16 protein-coding genes are annotated in these 13,941 nt (G+C 33.8%); 4 read left to right on the forward strand and 12 right to left on the reverse strand.

Annotated elements, in window-relative coordinates; translation table 11 throughout:
• The first annotated feature begins 211 nt into the window (after positions 1–211).
• Together KWG70_RS15070 and KWG70_RS15075 are read left to right on the forward strand one after the other, a co-directional pair.
• Entirely contained in the window at positions 212–1,498 is a 1,287-nt protein-coding gene (locus KWG70_RS15070) for a citrate synthase (RefSeq protein ID WP_230936870.1), read from the forward strand.
• A gap of 64 nt (positions 1,499–1,562) precedes the next feature.
• Positions 1,563–2,477 (forward strand): dimethylarginine dimethylaminohydrolase family protein, encoded by a 915-nt coding sequence (locus KWG70_RS15075; RefSeq protein ID WP_230936871.1) that lies wholly within the window; start codon positions 1,563–1,565, stop codon positions 2,475–2,477.
• Between the two features lie 35 nt (positions 2,478–2,512).
• On the opposite strand, the gene KWG70_RS15080 is transcribed toward KWG70_RS15075, so the two are convergent.
• The 10 genes from KWG70_RS15080 to rsfS form a co-directional block, all read right to left on the reverse strand.
• Positions 2,513–3,268, reverse strand: a complete 756-nt coding sequence (locus tag KWG70_RS15080; protein ID WP_230936872.1) for a DUF5995 family protein — start codon at positions 3,266–3,268, stop codon at positions 2,513–2,515.
• Between the two features lie 65 nt (positions 3,269–3,333).
• On the reverse strand, positions 3,334–4,110 hold the full coding sequence (locus KWG70_RS15085) for a hypothetical protein (RefSeq protein WP_230936873.1): 777 nt from the start codon (positions 4,108–4,110) through the stop codon (positions 3,334–3,336).
• A gap of 111 nt (positions 4,111–4,221) precedes the next feature.
• Complete coding sequence (locus KWG70_RS15090) at positions 4,222–5,301, reverse strand: NADH:flavin oxidoreductase (RefSeq protein WP_230936874.1); 1,080 nt, start codon at positions 5,299–5,301, stop codon at positions 4,222–4,224.
• A gap of 15 nt (positions 5,302–5,316) precedes the next feature.
• The gene (locus KWG70_RS15095) at positions 5,317–6,480 is read right to left on the reverse strand and encodes a M28 family peptidase (RefSeq protein WP_230936875.1); all 1,164 of its coding nucleotides are present in this window, start codon (positions 6,478–6,480) and stop codon (positions 5,317–5,319) included.
• Positions 6,481–6,505: 25 nt separating this feature from the next.
• A complete protein-coding gene (locus KWG70_RS15100) occupies positions 6,506–6,772 on the reverse strand; it encodes an acyl-CoA-binding protein (RefSeq protein ID WP_230936876.1) in 267 nt (88 codons plus the stop codon).
• Positions 6,769–7,422, reverse strand: a complete 654-nt coding sequence (locus KWG70_RS15105; RefSeq protein ID WP_230936877.1) for a phosphatidylserine decarboxylase family protein — start codon at positions 7,420–7,422, stop codon at positions 6,769–6,771. Before KWG70_RS15105 ends, KWG70_RS15100 begins: the two co-directional genes overlap by 4 nt.
• Entirely contained in the window at positions 7,412–8,233 is an 822-nt protein-coding gene (locus tag KWG70_RS15110) for a phosphatidate cytidylyltransferase (RefSeq protein WP_230936878.1), read from the reverse strand. The genes KWG70_RS15105 and KWG70_RS15110 overlap by 11 nt, the downstream gene beginning before the upstream one ends.
• Positions 8,234–8,839, reverse strand: a complete 606-nt coding sequence (locus tag KWG70_RS15115; RefSeq protein WP_230936879.1) for an LUD domain-containing protein — start codon at positions 8,837–8,839, stop codon at positions 8,234–8,236.
• Positions 8,840–8,952: 113 nt separating this feature from the next.
• Complete coding sequence (ftsH, locus tag KWG70_RS15120) at positions 8,953–10,914, reverse strand: ATP-dependent zinc metalloprotease FtsH (protein ID WP_230936880.1); 1,962 nt, start codon at positions 10,912–10,914, stop codon at positions 8,953–8,955.
• Positions 10,915–10,953: 39 nt separating this feature from the next.
• Positions 10,954–11,325: a ribosome silencing factor gene (rsfS, locus tag KWG70_RS15125; RefSeq protein WP_230936881.1), complete on the reverse strand. Its 372-nt coding sequence runs from the start codon at positions 11,323–11,325 to the stop codon at positions 10,954–10,956.
• Between the two features lie 96 nt (positions 11,326–11,421).
• Here rsfS and KWG70_RS15130 point away from each other — a divergent pair, with 96 nt between their 5' ends.
• Positions 11,422–12,153 (forward strand): biotin--[acetyl-CoA-carboxylase] ligase, encoded by a 732-nt coding sequence (locus KWG70_RS15130; protein WP_230936882.1) that lies wholly within the window; start codon positions 11,422–11,424, stop codon positions 12,151–12,153.
• Here KWG70_RS15130 and KWG70_RS15135 read toward each other — a convergent pair.
• Complete coding sequence (locus KWG70_RS15135) at positions 12,150–12,545, reverse strand: SRPBCC family protein (protein ID WP_230936883.1); 396 nt, start codon at positions 12,543–12,545, stop codon at positions 12,150–12,152. The genes KWG70_RS15130 and KWG70_RS15135 overlap by 4 nt on opposite strands.
• Positions 12,546–12,582: 37 nt before the next feature.
• Positions 12,583–13,227, reverse strand: coding sequence for an orotate phosphoribosyltransferase (pyrE, locus tag KWG70_RS15140; RefSeq protein ID WP_230936884.1), 645 nt, complete (start codon positions 13,225–13,227; stop codon positions 12,583–12,585).
• Between the two features lie 126 nt (positions 13,228–13,353).
• On the opposite strand from pyrE, the gene KWG70_RS15145 reads away from it, so the two are divergent.
• Entirely contained in the window at positions 13,354–13,935 is a 582-nt protein-coding gene (locus KWG70_RS15145; protein WP_230936885.1) for an NUDIX hydrolase, read from the forward strand.
• The last annotated feature ends 6 nt before the right edge of the window (positions 13,936–13,941 follow it).

Here is a 13,941-nt window from a genome sequence, read left to right on the forward strand (position 1 = left end):
TAACAAAATTAATAATTACAAGCTGTAATTCAAGCTTTATTTCAATTTTGGTGTAATGATAATATCGTAAAAACGACTGCTTTTTTAGTATCGATTTTATGAATATCAAAATTGTTAAAAGCATTGTAATAACACTTCATAAATCCTTAGATATTTCGTAAATTCGTAAACTCGATTTCAATAAACATTCAAAATAAAATATTCAAGATATATGTCAGATAAAGCTACACTAGAAATTAATGGACAAAAACATGAGTTTCCGTTAGTTACAGGTACAGAAAATGAAGTAGCCATTAATATCAAAACGCTTAGAGGTGTTACTGGTGGAGTGACTACAATTGATCCAGGGTATAAAAATACAGGATCTTGTGAAAGCGCCATAACGTTTTTAGATGGTGAGAAAGGAATTTTAAGATATAGAGGGTATTCTATCGAAGAATTAGCAGAAAAAGCCGATTTCCTTGAAGTGGCCTATCTTTTAATTTTTGGAGAATTACCAACCTCAGAAAAATTAGAGCAATTTCATTCAGATATCAAAAAACATGCTGTTGTTGATGATGATGTCAAAAAGATATTAGACGCCTTTCCAAAGGCTGCACATCCAATGGGTGTGTTAGCATCGTTAACTAGTGCTCTTACGGCATTTAATCCTACTTCAGTTAATGTTGATTCTGAAGAGGAAATGTACAATGCTATTGTAAGAATCTTAGGTAAGTTCCCAATTTTAGTGGCTTGGACGATGCGTAAAAAACATGGTATGCCTCTAGATTATGGAAGTTCATCTCTTGGATACGTGGAGAACATTCTTCAAATGATGTTTAAACGTCCAGATGAAGATTATGTTCAAAATCCTATTTTAGTAAATGCTTTGGATAAGCTATTGATTCTTCATGCCGATCATGAGCAAAACTGTTCTACATCTACTGTAAGAATTGTTGGTTCATCTCACGCAGGATTATTTGCATCCTTGTCATCTGGTATTTCAGCGCTTTGGGGACCATTACATGGTGGTGCCAATCAAGCCGTTTTAGAAATGTTGGAAGGTATTAAAGAAGATGGAGGCGATACCAAGAAATATATGGCCAAGGCAAAAGATAAAAGTGACCCTTTCCGTTTAATGGGATTCGGACACCGTGTATACAAAAACTTCGACCCTAGAGCCAAGATTATTAAAGTAGCAGCCGATGAAGTATTGGCAGATCTTGGTGTTGAAGATCCAATTTTAGATATCGCGAAAGGTCTAGAAAAAGAAGCTTTAGAAGATTCGTACTTTGTAGATCGAAAATTATATCCAAATGTAGATTTCTACTCTGGCATTATTTATCGTGCTATGGGTATTCCAACTGAAATGTTTACTGTAATGTTTGCCTTAGGACGTTTACCTGGATGGATCTCTCAATGGAGAGAAATGCGTTTACGTAAAGAACCAATTGGTCGTCCAAGACAAATCTATATTGGAGAAACGCACAGACCATTTAAAGATATTAATAATAGATAGGCAGTAGTACATGCCCAATAAAAGCTTCATAGATTATATGGAGCTTTTTTTATATTTGTAATCTATGATAAAACCTAACATAAAAAACGAAACTGCTCGCTTGCGAGTTGTTGTTTTAGGGACTGCCGAAAGTGTTGGTCCTGCACCAACTTTAGAAGAAGCTTACGATCCAAAATCTATTGAACACATCAAGGCTGGGACTTATCCTGTTGAAAAGGATATGGTCAAGGAAATGGAAGCCGTAGCTAAGGTGTTTGAAAAATATGACGTTGCTGTATACAGACCAAAAGTGATTAAGGATTACAATCAAATTTTTTCTAGAGATATCGCTTTTGTCATAGAAGACAAATTTATAAGAGCCAATATTTTACCTGATCGTGATCGTGAGATTGAAGCTATCGAACATGTTTGGAGCCAAATTCCGAAAGAACAACGTATAACTTTACCAGAAGAGTGTCATGTTGAAGGTGGAGATGTTATGCCTTGGAATGACTATATTTTTATTGGGACCTATTCTGGTGACGATTATCCAGATTTTATCACAGCACGCACCAATATTGATGCTGTCATAGTGATTCAAGAACTATTTCCAGATAAAATAGTAAAGTCGTTTGAGTTGCGTAAATCAAATACCGACCCTAAGGAAAATGCCTTGCACTTGGATTGTTGTTTTCAACCTATAGGAAATGATAAAGCCATTCTTCATAAAAACGGATTTCTGGTAGAAAGTGAATACCAATGGTTGGTAGATTTCTTTGGAAAAGAGAATATCTTCGAAATCACTAAAGAAGAGATGTACAATATGAACAGTAATGTATTTTCTATTGCTGAAGATGTTATTATTTCTGAACATAACTTTACGAGATTAAATACTTGGCTTCGTGAACAGGGATTTACAGTTGAAGAAGTCCCTTATGCTGAAATTGCTAAACAAGAAGGTTTATTGCGCTGTAGCACCTTGCCTTTGGTTAGAGATTAGAAATTTATTAATGTGTTCGCTTAGATATGCTGACCTTATTCGTTTTTCAATTTCGAAATAATTTGACTTACTTGTTTTGTTTCAAATTTCTGAATAAGCTTGAGAAAAAATCTAATAACTCGTGACTTAGGTGCTTTAATATATTCACTAAGCTTGAGAACAACTTGATCTATATTGGTTTTAGTGTTTTCAACATGATCTTCTCCTAATGACCATAGCAGATTTGCCGAATTCCAAGATTGCTCCCGAGCTTTGCGCATACTAAAATCAATAATTTGTTCATCTTTGTTTTTTCCCAACCAATCCAAAATAAATAATAAAGGAGAAACCCGACTTAGTCGGTCTTGTAACTCATTGGTTATTTGAAATAGGATATCGTTAACTTTATTAAAATCACCTTCTATAGTCTTGATATCTTGATCAGACATCGTAGATGCTGTTGCTATGGCAAGATCTAGATTGATATGAGCATTCATTCCTAACATAATATGTTGTAAAATGGTTAAGGGTTCACCTGCATGATCAAAAGCAAAGGCCCATGACATGCTTATTGCTTGTTCATTTTTATAGGCTTTGTAAGCATCTAAATATAAATTGGCAAATGCTACATCTAAGATTTCTAAACGCTGATTATCCTCAAAATTACCTAAGGCAATTTCAGATGCAATCTCAGCAGTAGTGCGTCGATAGATGTATGCAAATAAGCCCATACGACTGTTAGTTTGGAGACTCTCATTAATAATCATATCGAGCTCTTCAAGAACATGCTGTATAGTAGTTGGACGTGGCATATTATAATTGCTTTACATAGTATTCGTGTATCATTCTATTACAAATATCTACGTAAGGGTTAATTCTATGATTCTGAAGCCGCACTCATGGCCAAGTACTCTGGGTCATCTCCAAACATAGCTTCACCTTTAATCAACCATGCAAAGCCAAAACTTTCAACTGCTACGGTTTCCATCCAAAAGGTAAGTTGATTACCATCATAAACTTCTTTGGGAATCACACCTGTAAAACCTAAAAGGATAACAACTAGCGATGCTACTATGAGAACTGCACACACCCTAAAAATACGGTTTCGAATTCTTTTTTTGCGACCTCTGTGTTCAGGAGCTTTTCCAGATTTTGTAAACAAAAAGAAAGACATATAAGCTAGTAGTAATAAAAATAGTGCAGCAGAAATTAAATGAAAGGTTTCTCTAAAACCAGCACTAGCATTACCTTTAATAAAGGTTACGGAGTATTCTCTTAAGGTGTCACAACAGACTTCGCTTAAATTTCCTGTAGGAAAGAACACTACAAAAAGGGCAAATAAGCCTGCGAATGTTGAGATGTAAAAATCCTTAGGTTCTTTACCACTATACACAATTAAGAAGATTGCGATGATACTCAAAATTACTGTAAATACGGTTCCAGCTCTTGTATAGTAATAATGACTTATAGACTCTATAGGTCTTGCGAGATCAAAAAATAAAAATGTAATAATAATGAGTATAAATGGTAAAGCCATGCCTAATACGCCAATGAGCTTACGTAGCGTTTTACTTTTTTGTAACCATATATCATCTTCTTTGGTGTAATCAAGGTTAAACATAGCGTTAACCTTTTTTGTAAGCTGATTTTGCATAATTCTCCCTTTTTAACAATATCATTTTCAGATATTTATAAATGTATATAAACGAAGATACGTTTTTTATAAATGCAAAATCTACGTAGAACTACGTAGATTTTAAACGGTTTAAGATTTTACAAATCCGTCCCAACGTTTCATATAAGTGATGAAGTCATTACCTAGACCTTCGTGTTTCAAATAATCTTCTGAAACAGGTAATGTAGTGGGCTCGAAGTTAGCATCATTAATCACTTGCTTAGGAAAGTCATGGTGTAAAATAGCAGAACGACCAATAGACACAAAGTCTACATTGGCATCCAAGACCTTTTGTACATCTTGAGCTGAATTAATTTTGCCAGCAACAGTCCATTTCACAGTTTTGAAATCAAGCTCGGTAAAATGCTCAAGTAATGATTTATTTTGATAAGTGTCCTCTTCTGGATGCTTAAATACATCCCAAAGTGATATATCTAGGAAGTCAATGTCATGCAGGTCAACCAATTGCTGCGTGATGGTTTTTATGTCTTGGAGCTGCATTCCAAAACGTTCTGGAGATAAGCGTACGCCTAACAAGAATTTTAATCCGCATGCTCTTCTTATGCCGTCCACAATTTCAAATAATAATCGCGATCGATTTTCTAAAGATCCACCATACTCATCATTACGTTTATTGATTTTGCTACTTAAAAATTGGGTTAGAATGTAACCATGAGCGCCATGAACTTCAACACCATCATAACCTGCTTTTTGAGCGCGAACAGCTGCAGCAATAAAATCATCTCGCAATTGATAGACTTCATCTAAAGATAAGGCACGAGCATTGTGTTTTTCGCTATTCGAAGGACACACGGCTTTGTCTTTAATTACCTCATAAGGTGAACGCATACCAGCATGATGTAATTGAACAACAGCTAAGCTGTCATAGGCTTTAATCCCATTAACTAAACGTTGATGCCCTTCAATATGCATATCGGAGAATATACCCAGTTGTCCAGGAAAACCTTTACCTATTGCTTGAACATGAGAAGCACAAGTCATCGTGAGTCCAAATCCGCCTTTGGCTCGCATCGTCAACCAATGGTATTCGTCATCAGATAAGGTCCCATCCTCATGACTTTGGGTATTTGTCATTGGCGCTAGCATAAATCGATTTTTCATTTCGAGACCACAATTAAATCCAACAGGAGTATGAGGTTTGTTTTTCATGCCTTAGATATGACTTTAATCGATTAGTATGGTTTTTACAAAACGCTTATTATTGATTTTAAACACGGCTAAATATTGTGCAGAGACCATACTATCTACGGCAACAGTCTGTATTTGCTTTGTGAGTCGATTTTTATAAACATCTTTACCAGACATATCAACAAGTTTAAAATCTATAGCACGATGTACAGGGTTTTTAAATTCAATTTTGAAGTAGTTCTTAGATGGGTTAGGAGAAACAGTCACTAAATTGTCAAAATCATTCTGCTCTTCTATGCTTAATGATTCAAAAGCCATGGCAAACTCCATTGCCGTTCCCAAAGCACCTTTTGTTACTTCGTAAGCATAATAGGGATCCATATTAGCTAAGTTATCATTAGCAGTATGGTTTACTGGAGATATATTTTTTTCATAGATACCTGTAATAATTTCTCCATTAGTCTCAAAAGGTATGTAGTCTGAAGCGTAGGCATTTGATATTTCAGTTTCTAAATTAGAGTATAACTCCATGCAGATAGCCAAGCTATTGGTTGCTGCATTAGAAGCAGCATTATTAGATGATGGATTTGCTTCATCTCGTTCACATACAATAGTGTCATTGTTCATACCATTTACACCTCCAACTTCATCAATATTGAAGACGAGTTTAATATCTAAATCTTGAGGAATCACAGTATTATTGACATAATAGTTACTGCCAATTAGGCCATCTTCTTCTCCAGAAAAATGAATAAACTTGATTGAATACTCAGTATCAACATCTTTAAGAAGTCGTGCTAATTCGAGTAGTAAAACAGTACCAGTTCCATTGTCGTTTGTACCTGGACCATTGATAGTATCGTAATGTGCATCGATAATCAAGTAAGTATTTGGATATACTGTCCCTGTTTTTGTTACTATAATATTGTTACTGGTACCAGCTGCATACGTAAATGGTTGTAATTCTACATCAGTATAACCATAACTTTGATATCGGGCTGCGATCCAATCTTGAGTGTTAGTGAGCGCAGTAGATCCAACGGTTTTGATGCCAAAGTTTTCAAATGCTGTTAAGTCGTTTAAGATGTTAGTTTCTGAAACATCTGAAACCACATTAGCATAAAATTGATTAAATGTTTGCGCATGGTTTAGGTGACAAGAGAAAGCAATTAGTAGTAGGGTTAAGGTTAATTTTTTCATTAGTATTTGGGGTTTAGTAGTTAGGCTATTTTCGGTATAGGAAGTAGTTATTTACGAGATCTATATAAATGCGTTTTGCTTCATCCTCACTAACGTCTTGCACTTGGAACAACGCATTTGTTTTAAAGGCATTAATAATGGGTTTACTGCTGCTTGGTCTACCATAATCATTACTGGCCTTTTTATAGTAAGCATATAGGCGCAATAAAAAATCTGCAGGGAAAGGTTCAGTATGCGCATTAATACGTTCTACTGCTTCTCTAAACGCTATGTCTAATTCTTCTGAGGTCATACTTTTTCAGCAATAACACTTTCGCCTCCTCTTACTTTTTGGTTAAGTTCAACTTTTATATCTGCATCCAATGGCAAAAATAAATCCACGCGAGATCCAAATTTAATAAATCCAGAATCAGATCCTTGAACAGCTTTATCCTCCACCTTTGCATAATTAACGATACGTTTTGCAAGAGCTCCAGCGATTTGTCTATAGAGGACCTTTCCAAAGTTATCGTTTTCAACTACAACAGTTGTTCGTTCATTTTCTTCACTAGCTTTAGGATGCCAAGCTACAAGGTATTTACCAGGATGATACTTACTGTAGGTTATATTTCCGCCAATGGGATAACGTGTTACGTGTACATTTAGTGGTGACATAAACACTGATACTTGGATGCGTTTATCATTGAAGACTTCTTTCTCAAAGACTTCTTCAATAACAACAACTTTCCCATCAACAGGAGATACAGCTGTATGGTTTTCTTTTTTGGTGTGTCGCTTAGGATTTCTAAAAAATTGTAGTATCAATACCAATACAACCAATAGTCCAATCATAAGGACTAATCGTAACCATTGGATATCTATAAATTTATCAATAGCTAAAATTGATATAATAACTACAACAAGCGTAATAAATATAATCTTATAACCTTCTTTATGAAACATAAGTGACAAGTCTTAAAAATAAAAATATAAACGGAGCAGCAAAAATAATACTGTCTAAGCGATCAAGTAAACCACCATGGCCAGGCATTATGACTCCGCTGTCTTTAACATCGGCTTGACGTTTAAATTTGGATTCTATTAAATCACCAAGTGTTCCAAAAACACTTATAATAATACTCAATATCAGCCAATTTGTAAAGCTTAACGTATCTGTAAAGTTAGCAATAAAATAGCTAGCAATACATGAAAAAAAGAGTCCGCCTAAAAAGCCTTCAACAGTTTTTTTTGGTGAAATTCGAGGAAACAATTTTTGTTTTCCAAAGTTTTTTCCAATGAGATATGCAAATGTATCATTTACCCAAACTAATATAAATGAGCCTAATAGGAGTAGTGGAGTAAAGGTTTGATTGAAATTAGCTATACATAGTAAAAACACAAAGCCGCTTGATAGGTAGAATGTAGTTATGATAAAACGCTTAGAGCTAAATAATGGAATTGTTTTTTCAGAAAACAGATCCTTAATTAGTATTAATTGTACGAATATGGTTATCACCAATAGAATTTGAGCTGCCTCATCAATACCTTTAGCAGAATCTGCAATAATCTTCCAATAGGCAAAACCAAAATATAAAACCGAAAAGACTACGTAAGGAAAAAAGCTTTGTAACTGAATCAGTTTTTTGAATTCAGCCATACAGATTAGTCCAAATACAAAAAAGAGGGCAATCAAAGCATTTTGCCAATATAAGGAAGCAATAAGAAGAGACACATATAGTAGTCCTGAGAGTGCTCTTGTACCAATTTCTTTCATTTATAAGTCTTCTAGGAGCAACAAATATAAGTTTTTTGAGCTGCTTCCGTAAGTCAAAAAGTCTTTATCTTCGACTGTTTTAAAATGTTTGATTGTGGTTATATTTGTTGGGATTTTTTCTCTGTTCTTACCTTTAATTCCTCTTAAGCCTTCTCCTATATTTTGAACAAATTGACTAGTTGTGGCATATATGACAAAATTATCGGGTAATTCTTTTAATTTTTTTTCTGCAATTTGGTTTGAAGAGATTAGTAGAGAACCATCATCAGAAATAAGGTATTCACAGGTAGAAAAAAAGAACGTGCTTTCTGAAATACGTTTTGTTGTATTAAACTTGAAATCTTTGAAGAGTTCATTAAGGCGTTCATCAAATAGTAATACTTTACCATCTCCCCAATTATTTTCCTTTAAAATAGAATGTAAGCTATCTTGAACTTCTTGCATGTTTTCGCAATAGAGGAATTTTCCACCATTAGCTTTGAAGTTTATTGTAAATTGTTCATCTACGGGCAGCTTTATTTCAGGCATGTACTTGCCTCTCTCTTCGCTTTTTATGTTGTCTTCAGGATTATTTTTTAAACCGAAGATTTTACGAAATAGACTCATGTATAGGGATTGCTATTAACCTAATAGAATTAATGTATTCCTCAAATATAAAAAAACTTAAATTAATGGGAGTCAATTTAAGTTTTTTATAAGATTATTTACGGATTGGAATTTTATTCCTCTTCTTCAGAATTTGCCTTTAATTTTCGCTCCTCTATTTCTTTATGAAATGGACGTTCGCCAAATATTTTCTCGAGATTATCCTTAAAAATCACTTCTTTTTCTAGTAAAACTTCAGCAAGCTCTGTAAGTTTATCTTTATGTTGTTCTAATAAATTAATTGCACGTTGATATTGCTCTTCTACAATATCAGAAATCTCTTTATCGATTAACTCTGCAGTTTGCTCACTATAAGGTTTAGTAAAACCTGTTTCTTGGCCAGAAGAATCATAATAGGTTAAATTTCCAATTTTATTACTTAGACCATAAACGGTTACCATAGCGCGTGCTTGTTTTGTTACTTTTTCAAGATCACTTAAAGCACCAGTAGAAATTTCGTTAAAAATTACTTTTTCAGCAGCTCTACCACCAAGTGCAGCACACATTTCATCTAACATTTGCTTTGGTCTAACAATTAGACGCTCTTCTGGTAAATACCAAGCAGCACCCAACGATTGTCCTCGAGGAACAATAGTTACCTTTACTAGAGGAGCTGCATGCTCCAACATCCAACTTACAGTAGCATGTCCGGCTTCATGAAAAGCAATTGCCTTTTTCTCTTCTTTGGTAACGATTTTATTTTTCTTCTCAAGACCGCCTACAATTCTGTCAACTGCATCTAAAAAGTCTTGTTTATCAACAGCTTTTTTACCATTACGGGCAGCGATCAAAGCAGCTTCATTACATACATTCGCGATATCTGCACCAGAAAAACCTGGAGTTTGTTTAGCTAGAAAATCAATATCTAATTTTTCAGCTTGTTTAAGAGGTCTTAGGTGTACCTCAAAAATTTCTTTACGTTCTCTCACATCTGGAAGATCTACAAAAATCTGTCGATCAAAACGTCCAGCACGCATTAATGCTTTATCGAGGACATCGGCTCTATTGGTAGCCGCCAATACAATAACATTAGTGTTGGTTCCAAAGCCGTCCATTTCTGTCAGGAGTTGATTCAATGTGTTTTCACGTTCATCATTAGAACCTGAGAAATTACTTTTTCCACGAGCTCTACCAATGGCATCGATCTCATCTATAAAAATGATTGCTGGCGATTTTTCTTTAGCTTGTTTAAATAAATCTCTCACACGTGAAGCACCTACACCAACAAACATTTCAACAAAATCAGAACCTGATAAAGAAAAGAAAGGGACTTTAGCTTCTCCAGCCACAGCTTTAGCTAGTAAGGTTTTACCTGTTCCTGGTTGTCCAACTAATAATGCTCCTTTTGGTATTTTACCTCCAAGAGACGTGTATTTTTCAGGGTTTTTGAGAAAGTCAACAATTTCTTGCACTTCTTCTTTAGCACCTTCTAAACCTGCAACGTCTTTAAATGAAGTTTTTACATCTGTCTTTTCATCAAAGAGTTTAGCTTTCGATTTTCCTATGTTGAAAATTTGCCCGCCAGCACCACCACCAGAACCTCCAGACATACGTCTCATAATAAAGATCCATACACCTATGATTAAGATAAATGGAAGGAGTGAGAATATAATATTACCAAATGTATTTTCTTCTGAATCATAATCGATAGGGACAAAAATGCCGTTCTCTGCTTCATTAATAGCATCAATCTTTTTTTGAAATATTTCTAAATGACCAAATTCAAATACATAGTTAGGTTGTGCTGTAACTGAAGGTAATATATTATTGGGTTTTGCCTTTTTATGAACTTCTTTTTTTAAAGCCTCTTTGGTCAAAAACACACGAGCTTCACGATCATTTATAATGAGAAGCCTCTCAACGTCGCCATCTTCCATGTAAGAAAAATATTCTGATGGATTGATGTCTTTACTTGTAGAACCACCAAATCCACCGGAAAACAATTGAATTGCTAGAATTCCAGCAATGACGAATCCGTAGATCCAATATGGGCTGAACTTTGGTTTTTTATTTAAATTTTTATTGTCTTTTGCCATCTATAATTACCACAATCGTGGTTTTTTATTTAATATTCTTTAGTAACTTGTTTCGATTTGAGTTGTTATTGCATCTCCCCAAAGGCTCTCGATATCATAGTATTCTCTAATATGTTTTTGGAAAACGTGAACAACAATATTAACATAATCCATTAATACCCATTCTGCATTATCGCTTCCTTCTACATGCCATGGATTATCTTTATGCTCTTTACTTACCTTTTTTTGTATAGAATTTACAATTGCGTTTACTTGCGTATTAGAAGTACCTTCACAAATAATAAAGTAGTCACATACTGTATTTTCAATTTCTCTTAAATCTAAAATCGTAATTTCTTTTCCTTTTACATCTTCAATGCCAGCAATAACAGTACTTATAAGTTGATCTGGATTCGTATTTTTTTTCGCCATTAAATTGATTTAATTTTGTACAAAGTTATTATTTTTTTACTTCTTATAAACAGATATTCATCATAAGAAAATTATAATTTTTTTGAGCACATTACTATGCGTATAATCAAACTTAATGCCATCGACTCCACCAATACTTTTTTAAGACAGCTAAGTAATGCAGAAGTTTTAGAAGATTATACAGTGGTCGTAGCAGAATCTCAAACTAATGGTCGTGGACAAATGGGTACAACTTGGTACTCTCAACCGTCAAAAAACCTTATAGCTAGTGTGTTTGTTGATGTTTCTTTTTTATCAGTAGAAGATAGCTTTTACATTAGTATGGCTATTTCTTTGGCTATATCTAATACGTTAAAAAACTTTCAAATTAAACAAGTAAAAGTGAAGTGGCCTAACGACATTTTGGCAGACCAAAAAAAGATATCAGGTGTTTTAATCGAAAATGTCATAAAAAATAATAAATTAAATGCTACCATTATTGGTTTTGGTCTTAATGTAAATCAGATTAATTTTGAGAATTTACCTCAGGCAGCATCTATGCAAATGGTATCTGGAGTGTTTTATGATTTAGATCAGGTATTGCAAGCTGTTATAAAGCATTTAAAGACCATCATAGAGATGCTTAAAAGGCAACAATTTGAGAATGTAAAAGCACTCTATGAAGCTGAACTGTTTAGAAAAAATAAACCTTCAACATTTGAAAATGTTGAAGGTGAAATGTTTCCTGGTTTTATAAAAGGTGTTTCAAATACAGGTCATCTACAAGTGCTTCTTGAGGATAACATTTTAAAAGAATTTGACCTTAAAGAAGTAAAACTATTATATTAGACTTGAGCAGGCATATTACCAGCTAATGTTTCAATGAATTTACTTATAGGCCCTTTGATCATCATAGCCATCATTGCATTGAATTCACCTTCAAAAACTAATTCAACTTCACTCGAAGTTGCATTGATTTCAGAGATTAATCCTGTAAGTGAAAAATCCAGTTTTCCACCAGCTGCACCTAAAACTATCTTATTTGGAGCAATAGCTTCTTTCTTTTTCAATACAATTTCAGGCATTCCTTTAAGAGCAAATAAAAATTTATCGTCTTCCAAAACCTCAAACTTACTTATGTTTTCTGGCATTAATTTTTCAAAGTTTTTTACATCAGATAAAAAATCAAATGTCTCTTGAGCCGACTTATTTATAGTAGTTTTTGGTGATTCTAATTTCATATGTTTATTGTATTTATTTATAACTCTTTACCAATAATCAAATAGCGTTCCATTCACTAGGATTTTCATTCCAATGTGCCAAAACTTCTTGTTCTTTACTATTTATATACATGGTCTCAAGTGCTTGTTCTAAAAGATTTTCATAGTTACTCAATGTATAAAGCTCAACTTCTGCTGTTTCAAAATTTTTCTTAGCGACTTCAAATCCGTAAGAAAAAATCGCAACCATTCCTTTCACTTTAATGTTGGCTTCTTCTAAGGCTTTTACGGCATTAAGGCTGCTTTTTCCAGTACTAATTAAATCTTCAATGACAACAACATTTTGTCCAGATTCAATATAACCTTCAATTTGATTTTGTCGTCCATGAGATTTTGCTTCTGGTCTCACATAAACAAAAGGAAGACCTAAATATTCAGCAACTAAAATCCCAATTCCTATTGCACCAGTTGCAACACCAGCAATAACATCTACTTTGCCGTAATGAGCTTCGATGTGCTTAGCCATGGTTTCTCGTATGTAGTTCCTTATAGGAGGAAATGATAGTACAATTCTATTATCACAATATATTGGTGATGTCCAGCCAGAGGCCCAAGTAAAAGGTTCATTGGGTTGTAGTTTTATTGCATTTATTTGTAATAAAACTTCGGCAGTCTGTTTAGCAGTTTCTTTATCAAAAATCATGTTGCAAAACTACACAATTTTAATAATAGTAGATTTCAAAATTCTAAATAAAATTAACCTTAAAATTAACGCATGTCTATTTAAAAATGATATTTTTACTTTTTGGAAAACTCACAAAACTAAAACATGTATCAAGTTTTTGTTAATGACAAGCCAATTATTTTAACCACTAAAGTTGAGGAAGAAAATGGTTTTAAAAATTATCTTCTATCTAAGGTAAATATTGGCAAAGTAATCAAAGAACTTAACTCTACATCTCTAAAAGAGGTAAGGCTTATTGGAGATATTGAGTCTAAACTTTTAAAAAAGTTCCTAAAACTTTTACCCAATGTCATAGCAGGAGGAGGGAAGGTTTACAATGAGAGCGGACACATTTTGTTTATTTATCGAAATGATAAATGGGATTTGCCTAAAGGTAAAACTGAAGGCAAAGAAACCATAGAGACTACTGCAATTAGAGAAGTTAAAGAAGAAACTGGAGTTACAGGATTAAAAATTACAAAACCACTTCCAACAACCTATCATATTTTTAAACGGAACGGAAAGCATAAGATTAAAATCACCTATTGGTTTGAGATGAAAACCTCCTTCAACGGAAAATTATATCCTCAAGAAAAAGAAGGCATCACAAAAGTAAATTGGTTAAGCCAAGATGAGAGCATTGAAGCTTTAAAAAATAGCTATGCCAATATTAAGTTGCTGTTGTAAGTGTGT

It is taken from the genome of Psychroserpens luteolus, assembly GCF_021032705.1.
Classification (GTDB): Bacteria; Bacteroidota; Bacteroidia; order Flavobacteriales; family Flavobacteriaceae; genus Psychroserpens; species Psychroserpens luteolus.